Genomic DNA, 17,317 nt, shown 5'->3' with positions numbered 1-17,317 from the left:
AGGGAATTTCTTTTAGGCAAAGATAATCCTTATAATTCAATTCAATTTTCCTACCTTTGACTCGTCTAAAAATGATTATTTATGAAGATTTTTAAAATTTTAGCAGTTTCTGCAATGGTGTTGGGATTGACATCTTGCGTCAGTAAAAAGCAGTATGAAGCTTTGAGTTCCAATTACAAACAATGTATTGAAAATATTGGAGAAAGACAACGTGAGATTCAGGATTTAAAGTCTCAAAATTCTGCTTTGTCAGGAGAAAATAATTTGTTGAAAAGTCAGCATGATGCTTTAAAATCATCTTTGGATGCTTGTCTGTCCAATACAGGTAAGAGTTCAGCAAATATTGATAAATTGGTAGGAGAAATCAATGCTTCTAACTCTTATATCAAACAGTTAATTTCTAGCAATGCTAAAAATGACAGTTTAAATTTAGCATTATCAAACAAATTAAAAAGATCTCTTGATAATGTAGCAGATGATGATGTACAGGTAAAAGTATTGAAAGGTGTCGTAATGATTTCCCTTTCCGACAAGATGTTGTATAAAACAGGAGATTATAATATCCTTCCTGCAGCTCAGGAAGTTTTAGGTAAAGTAGCTAAAGTGATCAACGATTATGATAAATATTCAGTATTGATTGAAGGTAATACGGATAATGCTCCATTAAGCTCTGCCAATTTACCAAGAGATAACTGGGATCTTTCTGCGTTGAGAGGGACTGCAGTGGCTAAAATCTTGCAGACTCAGTTTGGAGTTGATCCGGCGAGGATTACAGCAGGTGGTCGTTCTGAATATAACCCTAAAGCAACTAATATGAGTGTTTCCGGAAGAGCGGAAAACAGAAGAACTGAAATTATCATTATGCCTAAGCTTGATGAGTTTATGAAGCTTATGGATATTGCTCCAAAGAAATAATTTCTAATAATATAAATAAAAACTCCCGAAATATTCGGGAGTTTTTTTGTTACTTAAACTACGTCTTCTTTTTTCAATAATGAAATAATTCGCTGTAAAAATGAATTGGATATTTCGGGTTTAGTTTTTTTTGACGCATTCATTGTGATGATATGCGCCTTTGATTCTTCAGCCTTCTTGATTTGATTTTCTCCGGTATTCATTTTGATTGTGTGTTTTTACCTTCTCTGCAAAGGTATTGTTTAGTTTTTCTGAAAAACATCCGTGTTTTTACGGAATTTTACATCGTGTATTTTACTGTTTCTAATGATAAAGGCTAAATTATTTTTAGTTAAATTTGAATCATTAAAAAAATAAAATGAGTTTTTTCGAAGAGACGAATCCTGAGATGGACAGATATTTAGAAACGCACGCTTCTTCTGAGCCCGAAATCCTGAGAAAGCTGAGAAGGGAAACCTTTCAGAAAACAACACAGCCTCATATGATTTCCGGATATCAGCAAGGAAGACTGTTGACTATAATATCTCAAATGATGCAGCCGAAAAACATTCTTGAAATCGGGACTTTTACGGGATATGCTACGCTTTGTTTGACGGCGGGTTTAGCAGAAGACGGGAAAATTACAACATTGGATGTAAATGAGGATTTAGCTTATTTGCCCAGGAAATATTTTACAGAAAGCGAATATTCCGGTCAGATAGATTTTAAGCTTCAGGACGCGAAGGAATTTTTAAAGGAAACAGACGAGATTTTTGATCTTGTTTTTATTGATGCCGATAAAGAAAACTATGCAGAATATTTTCGCCTGATAAAACCTAAGACAAAATCTGGTTCTGTGGTAATGTTTGATAATGTATTGTGGTATGGAAAGGTTTTAGAAGAAAATCCTAAGCAGAAATCTACTCAGGTTATCAAAGAACTGAACGATTTGGCCGCAAATGATGAAGATTTTGAGAATCTTATTTTACCTTTGCGTGATGGGGTAAATTTACTTCGTAGAAAATAATTAACTAAACTATTAAAAGATTAAATTATTAAAAAATTAGAGAGCGCTAATTTTTTAATTTTTAATTCTTGAATCTTTTAATCAAAATATAAATGGATAAAGGAATTTGTGTTGTTACCGTAGCGCCCGTTCGTGCCGAAGGTTCAGATAAAGCAGAGATTGTTACAGAAATACTTTTCGGAGAAAGTGCAGATATTTTGGAAGTGAATAAAAACTGGACCAAAATAAAAATGCATTATGATGACTACGAAGGCTGGATGGATACAAAACAGATTAGGCCGATTTCTGACGAAGATTTCGCCAAAAGAAAGGTGACGGTAGTTACCGAAGACTTCTCTTCTGTTCTTATGAATGACGGGAAAACCTTATTGTCTATGGGATCAGAAGTTGAATTTCCTGTTGTGGCGTCACGCAGAAGTCATGATGTTCGGGAAAGTATTGCTTTAACGGCTAAAGAATTCCTTAATGTTCCTTATTTGTGGGGAGGCAAAAGCTTTTTTGCTGTAGACTGCTCGGGTTTTACCCAATTGGTTTACAAAGTCCACAACATAAAGCTGCCGAGAGATACTTATCAACAGGCTGAAGTAGGAGAAGCGCTTAGCTTTGTGGAAGAAAGCAGGCCGGGAGATTTAGCCTTTTTTGAAAATCCTGAAGGAAAAATTATTCACGTAGGAATTATGCTGGATTCTCAAAAAATTATTCATGCTTCAGGAAAGGTGAGGATAGATACCTTAGATTCTACAGGTATTTTCAATAAAGAGCTTAATAAGCATACCCATAAATTGAGAGTCATTAAAAGTATTTTGTAGTACTGAAATCCAATCTTGAAATGGAAAATACACTTTTTATCATCTTTGACGTTTTCAATTTCGGATTGCTTGTTTTCTTGTGGTGGTTTACCATAAAAAATTATAAAACCTTACCGCAGACTATTCCGATTCATTTTGATTTTGACGGAAAGGCAGATGGTTTTGGAAGCAAAAAATATTCTTTTTTGATGCCGGTTGTTTTAACAGTGCTCTATTTTTTGTTTGCTTTTATTGTAAGATCTCCGGAATCTGCCAATTATCCTGTAAAAATTACAGCAGAAAATGAGGATGCCCAATTTATGATCATGGAAATTTTCATCAGATGGCTATTTACACTTATTACATTGCTTTTTCTGAATAGTCAGGACTATATGTTCCGATATTCTTTTGACGAGAACGCAAAACCGCGGGTTCCGATGGTTTCAGCAATCTTTTCGGTGATTGGAAGTTTAATTATTTTATTTGTTTTTGTAGGTATTTTCAAATGATACAATCTAAAAATAATTCGACGCATTATATCTGGGGAAACGGATGTGACAGCTGGATTCTGAAAGATGCTCCCGGGCTTTCCGTAAAACAGGAAATAATGCCTCCGGGAACAGCTGAAAAACGACATTTTCATAAAGAAGCAGAGCAGTTTTTTTATATTTTGAAAGGGGAAGCTGTTTTCTATGTAAATGAAGAAAAGTTTTCTGTAAGAGTGGGAGAGGGTATTTCGGTGTTACCAGAATCAAAGCATTATATTTCCAACGAGTCGGACGAAGTGCTGGAATTTTTGGTAATTTCAACTCCTTCTACGAATAACGATAAAACAGAAGTTTAAAATATATTCAATGTCTTTTTTCTATAAAATATTTATCAATTTGCTCATTTTCGGGATGAAGGTTTTTTCATGGTTTAATGATAAAACTAAAAAAGGCGTTGAAGGGAGAAGAGAATCTTTACAGAAAGTAAAAAAGGCTTTCAGTGAATCCGATGAGGTTATATGGATGCATGCTGCCAGCTTGGGTGAATACGAACAGGGATTACCCGTTCTGGAACGATTGAAAAAAGAATTTCCGGAACGTAAAATTTTAGTGACCTTCTTTTCTCCTTCCGGATATGAAAATGTATTTAAGAAAAAACATATTGCTGATGCCATTTGTTATCTGCCGTTTGATAAAAAGAAAATTGTAAAAGATTTTGTATCAGCTTTTAATGTTAAACTATTTTTTACGGTCAAGTACGATTTCTGGTATAATTTACTGGCTGAGCTTAAAGCAAAAGATGTAAAGACGTATGTAATTTCCGCACTGTTTTATGAGAGACAGTCTTTTTTTACAAGCTATGGAAAATGGTTTGTAAAACAGCTTAAAAACAATGTAGACTGGTTTTTTCACCAAACCCAGCATTCATATCTTTTGGCAAAAAGTATAGGTCTTGTGAATTCTTCCATAACCGGAGATACAAGGTTCGACAGAGTAAAGCAGCTTCGGGAAAGAAACAATCACGTAGATTATATAGTAGACTTTATAGCAGGAGAAAAAGCGGTAGTTTTTGGAAGTTCATGGAGTGCCGAAGAGAGAATAGCGGAATTGCTGGTCGCCAAAAACAATGAAATAAAACTTATCATTGCTCCACACGATTTAAAGAGGGTTCATCATTTAAAGCAGATTTTTCCGGAGTCGATTCTTTATAGTCAGATTCAAAATATTCAGAAATCTGAAATTTTTGATATTCAAATCCTTATTATTGACAGTATCGGCTTGCTTTCCAAATTGTATTCTTATGCAGATATTGCAGTCGTTGGAGGAGGTTTTCATGATGCAGGGCTTCATAATATTTTAGAAGCTGCTACATTTGGTATTCCTGTAATTTTTGGGAATCATTACCAAAAAAATCCTGAAGCGGATGATCTGATTAAAGCAAACGGAGGCAAATCGTTTGAAAGTGAAAATGTAGCCGCACAATTTGTTCTTTCACTGGTGGCTAACGAAGATATTCTAAATGAAATGTCAGGTCACGCCGAAAGATTTGTAACGGAGAAACCCAATTCTACGGAATTAATCATGAATAAAATAATGTCATCGTAGAAATCCCTGTGTTTTAAGATCTTTTACGATCTGATCAATGTTCGCCGGGATTTTCTCTGTAGCAAACCAATTAAGATTTACCCCATTGTTTTCACACAGTTTTTTCAGATAATGATTGTGTGTTATTTTTTGCCGTATTTCTCTTAAATATTCATCGATTTCCATCCAGTAATCTTCATCTAATTTTTTAGTTAAGGTGAAGCTTTTAGTAATTTTATTAATGAGATAAAGATAGAGTTTGTATACATTATCAAATCGAAGAGCATTTAATTGGTCATTGTTTTCTAAAATTTCATTTACCAGAAAAAGATTCAGGGAAACCTCTCCGTATTTATCTGTCGTTACCTTTACATGTTCTGTAATTTCGCTGCTTATTTTTCGGATATGCATCAGATAGTATTTATGATTTGATAAATACTTATTTAAAAGCATTAGCTTTTCACGGATGTTTTCCTCCATCTGCGTTCTTTTCTGGTCTGTATTTTCCGGATCAATAAGCTCAAAATATAATTTTTTTGAAAGCAGCTTATCCTTTTTCAGCAGCCTGAAAATTAAACGGTCTTTTTCCGCAGAAGAGAAGTTGCTAATGGCAGCTTTGAATTCTTTTGAATATTCCATCAGTTGAAAATTTTAGAGTATTTAAGAAACCCGTTAATTGCCCAATTGACAGTATAGTACAAAGATTTTATGGTGGAGAACTTCATATGATCTTTGTAAACAAGATACTGGTCTTTTACAATATTTTGTTTTTTTCTGGAGATACTCTTGGAATGCATTCTGTATTTGGCCATGGTTTTAGGAAGTGGTTTTCCTGCAGGTATTTTTTTTAGCAGATTCAGCCACATAACATGATCTTCACGTTTACTTCCTTCCGGAAAATATTCCTTTCCGGCCCGTTGAGAATCATACATGGAAGAAAGCAGGGAAAGACGACAGGTTTTTAAAAGGTTCTGAAAGGTAACTTCTTTGTCTGCCTTAAAATCCTCGAGCTGAGGAATAAGTTCTTCATTACATCTTGCGTAGTTTGAATAGGCAATTTCGGCTTGCTCTTCTTGCATAAAACTAAGCATTTCGTTAAGAAATTCAGGTTCCCAGAAGTCATCAGCATCTAAAAAGGTGATATATCTTCCTGATGCTTTTTCTAATGACCTGTTTCTTGCATGCCCCGCTCCCCTGTTTTTTTCGGAAAGGATAAGTTTTATTCTCGGATCCTCTATGCTTTTTATAATTTCAACAGAATGATCCGAAGAACAGTCGTCCGTTATCAACCATTCCCAGTCTTTGAATGTTTGATTCATTACAGATGCAATGGTTTCTTTCAGGAACTGAGAAGAATTATAGCAGGGAGTAATGATAGAAACTAATGGCATTGAATGTTTTTATACAAATATAAGGCTTAAAATATAAGCTTCCGGCAACGTTATTTTTAATAATTTGAAAATTAAATTACGAAAGCTAAAAAAAATGATGAAGTTTTTAAAAAAAATCATAATTTTAGGCCTTGAAAAAATTGATATATGAAGAAATTAGCATTGCTATTTGCAGGTTTATCATTATTGTCTATCTCAGCTTGTAAAGATGATAATACTGAACAAGTATATCCGCTGGTTGGGACATGGTCTCCAATTAAGGAAGTAAGAACAACCATTCAAGCTTCGGGAGCTGGTGTTTCCGATGAGATTAGTTATACTGATTGTGAAAAAGCCTCACGATGGGTTTTTAACGAAGGTTCTACAGGTAAAAGAAAAGATAGTGATGATGATTCGGCAAATCCGGGACAGTGTATTGTATCTCCGGACCGTATGTTTACCTATATTTATAATGAAGATAAAAGTATTCAAATAAAATATGTGGGGACAGTTGAGCCGGAGAAAGGAAAAGTAACCCTTCTTAATGACACTACATTGAATCTTACGATTGAAGATAAAACTGATCCTAATAAATATTATTCAGTAACATATACTATGAAGAGAATTCCTCAATAATAATTGCTGGATTTAACATTATAATATAAGTCTCATCTTCGGATGAGATTTTTTATTTTCATTTATTTAATTCAAAATTAAAATTTCCATTTCTTTTAAATTCATTATTTTTGTGAAAATTAGAATCAGGATTTAAAGTTTCCATATCTAATATCTAACATCTAATATCTATAAAAAAGTGTTTTACGATCATCAGCAGATAGAAAAAAAGTGGCAGAAATACTGGGAAGATAACCAAACATACAAGACTTCCAATAATACAGACAAACCAAAATTTTATGTTCTCGATATGTTTCCGTATCCATCAGGTGCAGGGCTTCACGTAGGTCACCCGCTTGGATATATTGCTTCCGATATTTATGCGAGATATAAAAGACATCAGGGTTTCAATGTGCTTCACCCGGTTGGTTATGACAGTTTCGGGCTTCCTGCTGAACAGTATGCAATCCAGACAGGACAACATCCTGCGATTACGACTGAACAAAACATTACAAGGTACGAAGAGCAGTTAAGAAAAATCGGCTTTTCATTCGACTGGAGCAGAGAAGTAAGAACTTCCGATCCTTCTTATTATAAATGGACGCAGTGGATTTTCATTGAATTATTCCATTCATGGTATAATAAAGATACAGATAAAGCGGAGTCTATTTCAACTTTAGTTAAACGTTTTGAAGAAAAAGGAACAGAAGGACTAAATGCCAATCAGAACGACGAGTTGAATTTCACGGCAGAAGAATGGAAAGAAGCTTCTGAAATGGATAAAGAAGATATTCTTTTAAATTATCGTTTAGCTTATAGAGCGGAAACAACGGTGAACTGGTGCCCTGCATTGGGAACGGTTTTAGCCAACGATGAGGTAAAAGACGGAAAATCTGAAAGAGGAGGTTTTCCTGTTTTCCAAAAGAAAATGATGCAGTGGAGCATGAGAATTTCTGCTTACTCTGAAAGATTATTGCAAGGTCTAAAAACATTAGACTGGCCACAACCGTTGAAAGATTCTCAGGAATACTGGATCGGAAAATCTCAGGGAGCACAAGTGAAATTCAATGTTGAAGGTCATGATGAAATCGTTGAGGTGTTCACAACAAGACCTGATACAATCTTTGGAGCAACTTTTATGGTATTGGCTCCGGAAAACCCTTTAGTGGAAACAATTACTACGACAGAACAAAAAGCTGAAGTAGATACGTATATTGAAGAAACTTCCAAAAAATCTGAAAGAGACAGAATGTCTGACGTGAAAAACGTTTCAGGTGCTTTCACGGGAAGTTATGCTTTGAACCCCTTCAGTGGCGAAAGAATGCCGATCTATATTTCAGATTATGTTTTGATGGGCTACGGAACGGGAGCTGTAATGGCTGTTCCTGCACATGATGAACGTGATCACAGATTTGCAAAGAAATTTAATTTGGAAATTAAAAAAGTAGTGGAAACTGACGAAGATGTTCAGGAAGCTTCTTTTGATTCTAAAGATTCGGTTTGTGTAAATTCTGATTTCTTAAATGGTCTTAATTATAATGATGCGAAAGCAAAAATAATTTCAGAAATCGAAAACAAAGGAATCGGTCACGGAACTACCAATTACAGACAACGTGATGCGATTTTCTCAAGACAAAGATATTGGGGAGAACCGGTTCCTATATATTATAAGGATGGAATGCCTTACACGTTGCCAACTTCCGCATTGCCTTTGGAACTTCCTGAAGTTGAAAAATATTTGCCAACGGAAGACGGAGATCCACCATTGGGAAATGCAAAAACATTTGCCTGGGACGAAGCGAACCAAAAAGTTGTGGATACGAATTTAATTGATGAAAAAACGGTTTTCCCGTTAGAATTATCTACAATGCCGGGTTGGGCAGGAAGTTCTTGGTACTTCCTTAGATATATGGATCCGAATGATGATAAGGTTTTTGTTAAAAAAGAATTGGCAGATTATTGGGGGCAGGTGGATTTATATATTGGGGGTAGCGAGCACGCAACTGGACATTTATTATATTCCCGTTTTTGGAATATGTTCTTAAAAGACAGAGGATTTATTAATCATGATGAGCCTTTCCAAAAATTGATCAATCAGGGAATGATTTTGGGAATGAGTGCTTTTGTGTACAGAATAGATGGTACTAATAAATATGTATCTGAAAATTTGGCAAAAGATTACACAACTCAAGCAATCCACGTTGATGTATCTTTATTAAAAGGAACTTCTGATGAATTGGATACTGAAGCCTTCAAAGCTTGGAGACCGGATTACGCTGATGCAGAATTTATTTTAGAAGACGGAAAGTACATTACAGGCCGTGAAGTAGAAAAAATGTCTAAATCTAAATACAATGTAGTAAATCCTGATGATATCTGTGCGGAATATGGAGCAGACGGATTGAGATTGTATGAAATGTTCTTAGGTCCATTGGAACAATCCAAGCCTTGGAACACACAGGGACTAAGCGGGGTTTATGGTTTCCTTAAAAAATTCTGGAATCTGTATTTTGATGGAGATACTTTCTCCGTTTCGGACGAAGAGCCTACAAAAGCAGAATATAAAATTTTGCATACCTTAATAAAGAAAGTGGTTTACGACATTGAAAACTTCTCTTTCAATACTTCTGTATCTTCATTTATGATCGCTGTAAATGAATTACAAAAAATAAAATGTAACAAACGCAATATTTTAGAACCTTTAGCCGTTATCATTTCGCCTTATGCTCCCCATATCTGTGAAGAGCTTTGGAGCTTATTAGGTCATACTGAGTCGATCGAATTTGAGAAATTCCCTGTATTGAACGAAGATTACCTGATAGAAGATGAAATTGAATACCCGGTAAGTGTGAATGGAAAAATGAAGTTTAAAATTTCACTTTCTGCTCAGCTTTCTGCAAAAGAAGTTGAAGAAGCAGCGCTTCAGAACGAAAAAATGGTACAGATATTGGAGGGTAAAACACCTAAAAAAATCATTGTAGTACCTCACAAAATTGTGAATGTTGTGATTTAAAAAAAAATTAACATTGGTAAAATAAAAAAAAAAGTAAGGTAATTTTTTTAAATTTTCAATATATTATTTAAAATGAAATAATATTGCCAAAAAAATAAAGAATAATTAAGATTTTGAAATTGATTTAAAATTTATCGATCAAAAAAAAGCGAATTGTTTATTTAAAATAATTGCATTTTAATTAATTTTGCCTTTAATTTACAGCCTCAAAAAATTTAAAACAATATAATTTAGTTAAATATGGAAATGAATGTTTCAAAAAATGATGAGCAAGTAGTTGCTAAAAAAGCAGGAGGTTTAAACCCGGCTGTTATTATTCCTATCATCTTAGCAATAGGAATTTGTATTTATTTATTCGTTTTGGGTAGCCCTGGAAACTTTAAAGATGCTGAAAAACTTGGTGGAGCGTCTGTAGCTTTTTCAGATGTTGAAGGAAAAGACATTCATCCAGATTCGTTCTTGGGAATTATCTACAAAGGAGGGGTTATCGTACCTATCTTGATTACTTTCATGCTTACTGTAATCGTTTTCTCTTTTGAAAGATTCTTCGTTTTAGGTAAAGCTGCTGGAAAAGGAAACTTGGATAACTTCGTAGTACAAGTAAGAAGCTTACTAAACCAAAACAAAATCGATGCAGCTTTAGAAGAGTGCGACAGACAAGAAGGTTCTGTTGGTAACGTAGTAAAAGAAGGTCTTACTACTTATAAAGCTCTAGCTCACGATACAACATTAAACAAAGAGCAAAAAATGGTAGCGCTTAACAAAGCGATCGAAGAGGCTACAACTCTTGAAATGCCAATGTTGGAGAAAAATATGATGATCCTTTCTACTTTAGGTACTGTTGCAACATTAGTAGCACTATTAGGTACGGTAATCGGGATGATCAAGGCGTTCTTCGCATTAGGTTCTGGAGGTGGTACTCCTGACGCGGCTGCACTTTCTACTGGTATCTCTGAAGCTTTGATCAACACAGCATTAGGTATTGGTACTTCAGCTATCGCTATCATCCTTTATAACTTCTTTACTTCTAAAATTGACGGATTAACTTATAAGATCGACGAGATCGCTATGAGCATCCAGCAGTCTTTCGCTGAATTCAACTAAGAATTAGCAAGGAATTTGTAGTAAGTAAAAAAGAAGTTTAATTAAAAATTATTAATAATGGCGAGAGTCAAACCAAAAAGACATGGAGTAGTTACGGATATGACGGCAATGTGTGACGTTGCGTTCCTACTACTTACGTTCTTTATCTTGACCACTCAGTTCAAAAAACCTGACGTGGAGCAGATCAAACCGCCATCTTCAATATCAGAGAAGTTACTTCCTGATGCAAGTTTGATGACCATCAACGCTACTCCGGACGGAAAATTTTATTTCCAGCCGGTAGAAAATGCATCTGAGAGATTACAGCTTTTGGACAACATGGGGAAAAAGTATGGAATTACTTTTGACAACAAACAAAAAGCTGCATTCCAAAAAGTACAAGCGATTGGGGTTCCTATGAACCAACTTAAGAGCTATCTTGATTTGCCAGATGACGAGCAAAAGAATTTCAAGAGTCCTACAGGGATTCCTATGGATAGTACAAATAAACAATTAGTGGACTGGGTACAACAAAGTTTAAGTGTTAATCCTGATTACAAATTAGCAATTAAGGGTGACGTTACAACTAAATATCCTAAAGTTAAAAGTTTATTTGAAGGTTTAAGAGATATTGATTTTCTTAAATTTTGGTTGATTACATCACAAGAAGGTAAACCTAATGAATAATATCATTTAGAAATGGCAGAAGTACAAGTACAGGAAAAGGGCGCCAAAGGCGGCAAGGTACGCTCCAAGAAGCAGAGTACCAGAGTCGATATGACTCCGATGGTGGACTTAGGGTTTCTATTGATTACCTTCTTTATGTTCACAACTACATTCTCTAAACCGAATGTAATGGATTTGGGTCTTCCGGCAAAACCGAAAGAAAAAGATAAAAAACCACCTCCAACAGAAATTAAACTTTCTAACTCTATCTCTTTACTATTAGGTAAAGACAACAAGATTTTCTGGCATCAGCAAGACAATACGTCTTTAACTGATCAGAATCTTAATGAAACTACTTTTGACAGAGAAGGAATTAGAAAAGTAATTGAGCAGGCAAAAGCAAACGCGGCAGATAAAACTAAGTTTACTGTAATTATTAAGCCGACTGACGATGCTGTATATAAAAACTTTGTAGATATTCTTGATGAAATGGCGATTACTAAGAGTGAGCAGTACGGGGTTACTGATCTTAAACCTTGGGAAAAAGCAATTTACGATAGAAAAGTTGGTAACACTGGAGCTGCTGCAGCACCGGCTACAAAGTAATTTAAACCATAAAATTGTAAATCTATGGCAAATGAAAATGTATACGATCCTAATCTTACCTTAGATGAGATTGTATTTGAAAATAGAAACAAGGAATATGGTGCATACGATTTAAGACATCAGTATCCAAGACTTCTGACGAAATCTTTTATCGTTGGAACAGCATTATTCCTTATTGCGGCCTTGTCTCCTTTCATTTATCTTACAATTAAGAGACTTACTGCTCCTCCTAAACAAGAAGTTAAGGCGGATTTGGTAGAAATTCTTCAGGAAGATAAAATTATTGAGCAGCCGAAAGAAGAAGAACCACCTCCACCACCTCCACCACCAAAAGAGGAGGAGAAAATTGAAATTATTCAAAATGTGGTTCCGGAGCCTGTAAAAGCTCCAAAGATTGAAACTCCACCACCACCAATTTCTAAGCAATTAGAAACAACGACTGGTTTGGTAAATCAGGAAGGGGTAAAAGCTCCGGCTTATACACCTCCACCACCACCACCTTCAACAGGAACTAAAGCTTCTACAGCTGAAGTTAAACCTCAAGTAAGTGATACTCAGGTTTATACAGAAGTGGAGCAAACTGCGGAATTCCCTGGAGGGATTAATGCCTTCAGAAAGAAAGTAGGAGAGAACTTTGATACTTCTGCAATCGAAGGAGCTGATGGTGTGGTAAAAGGTGAAGTAACTTTCGTTGTTGAAAGAGACGGAAGTATCACAGACGTTAAGGTTACAGGTTCAAACTCTGACTTTAATGCTGAAGCAGTGAGAACTGTTAAATCAATTAAAAACAAATGGGCGCCTGCTAAGATCAATGGTCAAGCTGTACGTTACAGATATAGACTACCTCTTGCAATGCAACCACCAGAATAATTTAATTATTAATAATTAAATAATATCTAAAAAAGAGAAGCAACTGCTTCTCTTTTTATTTTTTTTGGTATTTTTGTCATATGATGTTCAAGTGGTTATCCTTAATAACAGGATTTTTTTATATTGTTTTAGGTATCGTTGTAATTATTTACAAATTCTTCGTTGTTACCTTAGAGCCAACAATAGCCTATCCATTAGGAGCTGTTTTGGTATTGTACGGGATATTTAGAATTTTTAGGGCAATATCCCAACTTAAAAAAAATAAAGATGAATAATTCTCTTAAAATAGCTTTAATAATTGTTATAACTATTCTTTCAGGGTGTTCAAAGAAAAAAGAAAGTTCACCATCTTACAATAAAGGAGACCTTACCATTCTTACCGACGAATCGTTCCAAAGTGTTACCGAAGCTTTGGCGGATGGTTATATGATCAATTATCCCGAAACTAAATTAAAGGTTGAGACTAAAAAGGAAGATTTAGGATTTCTTGATTTGTTAAATGGTAAAGCGAGAATCGTTGTAATGTCGAAAGAACTTTCTCCTGACGAAATAAAAGAATATGAAAAACAGGTTGAATTAAAGTTTCTGCCGGCAAAGTTCGCGGCAGATGCAGTCATATTTGTTGTTCCCAATACATCGTCTAAAGAATCTGTTTCTATGGATGAAATTGAAAAAGGCTTACAGTCAGAAGAAAAAGAATTTATTTTTGATGGAACCAATTCAAGTAACCTGAATTTTGTGGCTCAAAAGCTTCATAAACAGCCAAAAGATTTAAAATTTTCAGTCATTCCGGGAAGTAAAAATCTAATTGAAGAATTGAATAAATATCCTAATAAAATAGGAGTTATTGGACTGAATACATTCAGCCGTCCTTATGATAAAGCTTCCATAGAATTAAGAAATAAAGTTAAAATTCTGAAGGTAGAAAGTAAAGGGCAGCTTTATGCGCCGGATTATTCAGGTATGAGAGAGATGAAATATCCTTTTACCCGAATTTTGTACTTCTTAGCAAACGAGGGCAATTTTAATATAGCGAATGGATTTATACGATTTTCTTGCACGCAGTTAGGACAAATGATTGTTCAAAAAGAAGGACTGCAACCTTATAATATCTACAAAAGAGAGGTGCAAATGCGTTAAAAAATATTTAAAAATAATTTTCATGACATTAATCATCTATTTTGGTCTGAAAATTGTCTTTGGTTATTCTAGTTTTTAATTTACAAATATAAAATGAAAGATATAATGATTATGAATGTAAAAAAGATTGCTTTAGGAGCAGCAGTGGTATTTTTTACCAGCTTTGCAACAGCACAGACGTTGCAGGATGGTATTAATAGTATAGACAGTGATAAGTTTGCTCAGGCAAAGACAAACTTCACTCAAATGATTGCTAAAGAACCTACTGCAGTAAACTATTTTTACTTAGGGAATACTTTCCTTAGACAAGGTGAGCCCGATTTTGCGGCGGCTACTGAAAGTTTTAATAAAGGTTTAGCTGCTGATCCTAAGAGTTATTTGAACAAAATAGGTTTGGCTACAGTTAAATTAGGGAAAGGAGATAAGTCTGCAATTGCTGAAATTCAAAAAGTTGTTGCTGATTCTAAAGAAAAAGATGCGGAAGTTCTTTTCAGAGCAGCTGAAGCTTTAACCTTATTTGAAAAAAATAATGCACCTGATCTTGCCATAGATTATCTGAATAAGGCTGTTGAAAAAGCACAGAAAAAAGGAGTTCCTGCATATTATTACTATACATTAGGAGATGCTTACAGATTGAAAAAAATTCCTGGTGATGCAATGACTGCTTATGATAAAGCTTTGCCGCTTGCAACAAATAAAGCCTCTGTTTACACCAGAATAGGGACTTTGTGGATGGCAGCTCAGCAATGGCAACAAGCTAAAACAAGTATTGAAAAGGCAATTGCTACAGATCCTTCTTATGCACCTGCATACAAGGCAATGGCGGCTTACAATATCAGATACCAGCAAAATGGGAAAGCAACTCAGGACCTTATCAACTATACAAAATATGCAGATGAAGATCCATATACTCAGCTAGAAATTTCAAAACTTTATTTTACAAATGAAGATTATGCAAACTCTAAGCAGGTTTTAGATAAAATCTTTGATAAGATTAATGATCCTATCAAATTTAAATTAAGAGCATATCAGTTGTTCGCGGAGGGTAATTATGCAGAAGCTAAACAAAATATGGACAATTTTGTATCTCAGGCTGAGAAATCAAGAATTCAACCTGCAGATCAGGGACTACAAGGTCTTATTGCAGCTGGATTAGCAAAGACTGAAAAAGATGCTGCTAAGAAAACAGCTTTGACAAATGAAGCACAACAAAAAATTGCAATTGCTAAAGCGGCAAAAGATGAAACAATGAAATGGGATGTGGAGTTGATGAAAATTTCAGGTGGAGGAGCTTCACAAGCTGCTGTAGATGCGGGGCCAACAAACCCAACTATTGAGGCTCTTAAAAAGCAAGTAGCGGCAAATGCACAAGATTCAGATGCTTTGTTTAAATTGGCAACAGCTTATCAGGATGTTAAAAACTGGAATGGGGCGATTGCTACATGGCAGAAAATGAGTGCTCTTCTTCCAGACTGGGCTCCAGCTTATTATAGCCTAGGATATTCTTATCAGCAGGCAGGAAATAATGATTCTGCAAAAATGGCTTATGAGAAATTCATTAATACAGTAAAGCCGGCAGATCAGGAAGCAAATAAGCAAACTCTTGCTTATGCGTATTTTGCAGTAGCATATATGAGTAAAGACTCAGATTTAGCAAAAGCAAAAGATTATGTTGCTAAATCCGTTCAATTGGATCCTACTTATCAGGATGCTGTGAAATTGAATGCTGAGATCAATAAATAATTTGAATTAATATCATAAAAACTTCCCATTCGTTTCGTTTGGGAAGTTTTTGTTTTAAATCTTATCTTTGAAGATATGAAGAAAATAGATATACTTGCTTTTGGGGCACATCCCGACGATGTAGAGCTTGGATGTGGCGGAACTATTGCGAAATTAATTTCTGAGGGTAAAACCTGTGCTATTGTAGACCTTACAAAAGGAGAACTGGGGACAAGAGGAACTGAAGAAACCAGAAGAGATGAAGCTATGGATTCTGCAAAAATTCTGGGAGTTGTTGCCAGGGAGAATCTTGGAATGAAAGATGGCTTTTTGGAGAATTCTGAAGAATACCAGATGAGGATTGTAAAAATGGTTCGTAAATATAGGCCAGAAATCGTCTTAGCGAATGCAATTGATGATAGACATCCGGATCATGCAAAAGGAGCGAAATTAGTATCGGATGCGTGCTTTTTAGCCGGATTGAGAAAAATTGAAACGGTTTTGAATGGAGAAAACCAGGAGGTATGGAGACCGAAGCATATTTTCCATTATATACAGTGGAAAAATATTGAGCCTGAATTCTGTATTGATATTTCTGAGCATCTGGATAAAAAAATTGCTGCTTGTATGGCTTTCAAAACACAGTTTTATGATCCAACTTCAAAGGAGCCGGAAACTCCAATTACATCAAAAGACTTTTATGAGAGCTTAACTTACCGAGCTCAGGATTTAGGGCGTTTATCGGGAGTTACTTATGCTGAGGGCTTTACGTCTGAAAAGCTAATTTCTTTGAAAAATTTTGATGGAATTGTTTGGTAGTTTATAAATCTTGCGTATATTTGCAGCACGAAAAACGGTGATTGTAGCTCAGTTGGTTAGAGCGTCGGATTGTGGTTCCGAAGGTCGTGGGTTCGAGACCCATCATTCACCCAATAAAAGTACACTTTTTAAAGTGTACTTTTTTATTTTATACTATTCAGACTTTAATATTATAGCATTTATAAGTCAACTAGTCTTACTGTTTTTATTTGTAGTTTTTAAATGATCTCACTTTAGGGCATAAAAAAAGCACCTTTTTCAGATGCTTGTGTTTTTTTAAGTATTCTTTTAAACTTCGTCGTCAGAATCTATAGTGTATGATTTACTTTTGAAGTCTTTATCATGTTTTTCTGAAATTACATCCTCACCCTTTTCGTTAATGATGAAATCTGTGGACTCATTAAACATCTCCTGAAAACTTTTAAAATCTTCTTTGTAAAGATAAATTTTATGCTTCTCGAATGTTGCTTCTCCATTCTCTCCGAAGTTCTTCTTACTTTCGGTAATCGTAAGATAATAATCTCCTGCTTTCGTCTCGCGCACATCAAAGAAATAAGTTCTTCTCCCTGCTTTTAACACCTTAGTGAAAATTTCATTTTCATGGCGTTCCTTGTATTCACTCATTGTTAGAT

General features: G+C 35.0%; 18 protein-coding genes and 1 tRNA gene. 16 read left to right on the top strand and 3 right to left on the bottom strand.

Annotated elements, in window-relative coordinates; all coding sequences use genetic code 11:
* Positions 1-81 precede the first annotated feature (81 nt).
* From CLV73_RS11040 to CLV73_RS11015, 6 genes are all read left to right on the top strand, one after another.
* Positions 82-915, top strand: coding sequence for an OmpA family protein (locus tag CLV73_RS11040; protein ID WP_100376853.1), 834 nt, complete (start codon positions 82-84; stop codon positions 913-915).
* A gap of 358 nt (positions 916-1,273) precedes the next feature.
* Entirely contained in the window at positions 1,274-1,921 is a 648-nt protein-coding gene (locus CLV73_RS11035) for an O-methyltransferase (protein WP_100376852.1), read from the top strand.
* Between the two features lie 92 nt (positions 1,922-2,013).
* Positions 2,014-2,730, top strand: a complete 717-nt coding sequence (locus CLV73_RS11030) for a C40 family peptidase (RefSeq protein ID WP_100376851.1) — start codon at positions 2,014-2,016, stop codon at positions 2,728-2,730.
* Between the two features lie 20 nt (positions 2,731-2,750).
* On the top strand, positions 2,751-3,218 hold the full coding sequence (locus tag CLV73_RS11025) for a DUF1648 domain-containing protein (protein WP_100376850.1): 468 nt from the start codon (positions 2,751-2,753) through the stop codon (positions 3,216-3,218).
* Positions 3,215-3,553, top strand: a complete 339-nt coding sequence (locus CLV73_RS11020; RefSeq protein WP_100376849.1) for a cupin domain-containing protein — start codon at positions 3,215-3,217, stop codon at positions 3,551-3,553. The genes CLV73_RS11025 and CLV73_RS11020 overlap by 4 nt, the downstream gene beginning before the upstream one ends.
* A gap of 10 nt (positions 3,554-3,563) precedes the next feature.
* Entirely contained in the window at positions 3,564-4,802 is a 1,239-nt protein-coding gene (locus tag CLV73_RS11015; RefSeq protein WP_100376848.1) for a 3-deoxy-D-manno-octulosonic acid transferase, read from the top strand.
* Here CLV73_RS11015 and CLV73_RS11010 read toward each other — a convergent pair.
* Together CLV73_RS11010 and CLV73_RS11005 are read right to left on the bottom strand one after the other, a co-directional pair.
* Positions 4,794-5,420, bottom strand: coding sequence for a deoxyuridine 5'-triphosphate nucleotidohydrolase (locus tag CLV73_RS11010; protein ID WP_100376847.1), 627 nt, complete (start codon positions 5,418-5,420; stop codon positions 4,794-4,796). The genes CLV73_RS11015 and CLV73_RS11010 overlap by 9 nt on opposite strands.
* Complete coding sequence (locus CLV73_RS11005) at positions 5,420-6,172, bottom strand: glycosyltransferase family 2 protein (protein ID WP_100376846.1); 753 nt, start codon at positions 6,170-6,172, stop codon at positions 5,420-5,422. Before CLV73_RS11005 ends, CLV73_RS11010 begins: the two co-directional genes overlap by 1 nt.
* Positions 6,173-6,319: 147 nt before the next feature.
* On the opposite strand from CLV73_RS11005, the gene CLV73_RS11000 reads away from it, so the two are divergent.
* The 10 genes from CLV73_RS11000 (at position 6,320) to CLV73_RS10950 (ending at position 16,797) form a co-directional block, all read left to right on the top strand.
* Positions 6,320-6,787, top strand: coding sequence for a lipocalin-like domain-containing protein (locus tag CLV73_RS11000; RefSeq protein WP_100376845.1), 468 nt, complete (start codon positions 6,320-6,322; stop codon positions 6,785-6,787).
* 178 nt (positions 6,788-6,965) lie between these two features.
* Positions 6,966-9,779 carry a leucine--tRNA ligase gene (leuS, locus tag CLV73_RS10995; RefSeq protein ID WP_100376844.1) on the top strand — a complete coding sequence of 938 codons (2,814 nt, stop codon included), beginning with the start codon at positions 6,966-6,968 and terminating at the stop codon, positions 9,777-9,779.
* A gap of 240 nt (positions 9,780-10,019) precedes the next feature.
* Entirely contained in the window at positions 10,020-10,883 is an 864-nt protein-coding gene (locus CLV73_RS10990) for a MotA/TolQ/ExbB proton channel family protein (RefSeq protein WP_100376843.1), read from the top strand.
* Between the two features lie 57 nt (positions 10,884-10,940).
* Positions 10,941-11,549, top strand: a complete 609-nt coding sequence (locus CLV73_RS10985) for an ExbD/TolR family protein (protein WP_100376842.1) — start codon at positions 10,941-10,943, stop codon at positions 11,547-11,549.
* A 12-nt stretch (positions 11,550-11,561) separates the two neighbouring features.
* Positions 11,562-12,134 carry an ExbD/TolR family protein gene (locus CLV73_RS10980; RefSeq protein WP_100376841.1) on the top strand — a complete coding sequence of 191 codons (573 nt, stop codon included), beginning with the start codon at positions 11,562-11,564 and terminating at the stop codon, positions 12,132-12,134.
* A gap of 24 nt (positions 12,135-12,158) precedes the next feature.
* The gene (locus tag CLV73_RS10975; protein ID WP_100376840.1) at positions 12,159-13,004 is read left to right on the top strand and encodes an energy transducer TonB; all 846 of its coding nucleotides are present in this window, start codon (positions 12,159-12,161) and stop codon (positions 13,002-13,004) included.
* A gap of 267 nt (positions 13,005-13,271) precedes the next feature.
* Positions 13,272-14,144 carry a PstS family phosphate ABC transporter substrate-binding protein gene (locus tag CLV73_RS10965; RefSeq protein WP_100376839.1) on the top strand — a complete coding sequence of 291 codons (873 nt, stop codon included), beginning with the start codon at positions 13,272-13,274 and terminating at the stop codon, positions 14,142-14,144.
* A 93-nt stretch (positions 14,145-14,237) separates the two neighbouring features.
* A complete protein-coding gene (locus CLV73_RS10960; RefSeq protein WP_100376838.1) occupies positions 14,238-15,887 on the top strand; it encodes a tetratricopeptide repeat protein in 1,650 nt (549 codons plus the stop codon).
* Positions 15,888-15,962: 75 nt separating this feature from the next.
* Positions 15,963-16,685: a bacillithiol biosynthesis deacetylase BshB1 gene (gene bshB1, locus CLV73_RS10955; protein ID WP_100376837.1), complete on the top strand. Its 723-nt coding sequence runs from the start codon at positions 15,963-15,965 to the stop codon at positions 16,683-16,685.
* Positions 16,686-16,721: 36 nt separating this feature from the next.
* Positions 16,722-16,797 (top strand) — tRNA-His (locus CLV73_RS10950).
* A 176-nt stretch (positions 16,798-16,973) separates the two neighbouring features.
* Here CLV73_RS10950 and CLV73_RS10945 read toward each other — a convergent pair.
* Positions 16,974-17,309, bottom strand: a complete 336-nt coding sequence (locus CLV73_RS10945; RefSeq protein WP_034679055.1) for a DUF3276 family protein — start codon at positions 17,307-17,309, stop codon at positions 16,974-16,976.
* Positions 17,310-17,317 lie beyond the last annotated feature (8 nt).

It is taken from the genome of Chryseobacterium geocarposphaerae (assembly GCF_002797535.1).
Taxonomy (GTDB): domain Bacteria; phylum Bacteroidota; class Bacteroidia; order Flavobacteriales; family Weeksellaceae; genus Chryseobacterium; species Chryseobacterium geocarposphaerae.
This window is presented reverse-complemented; position numbering and strand designations above follow the sequence as displayed.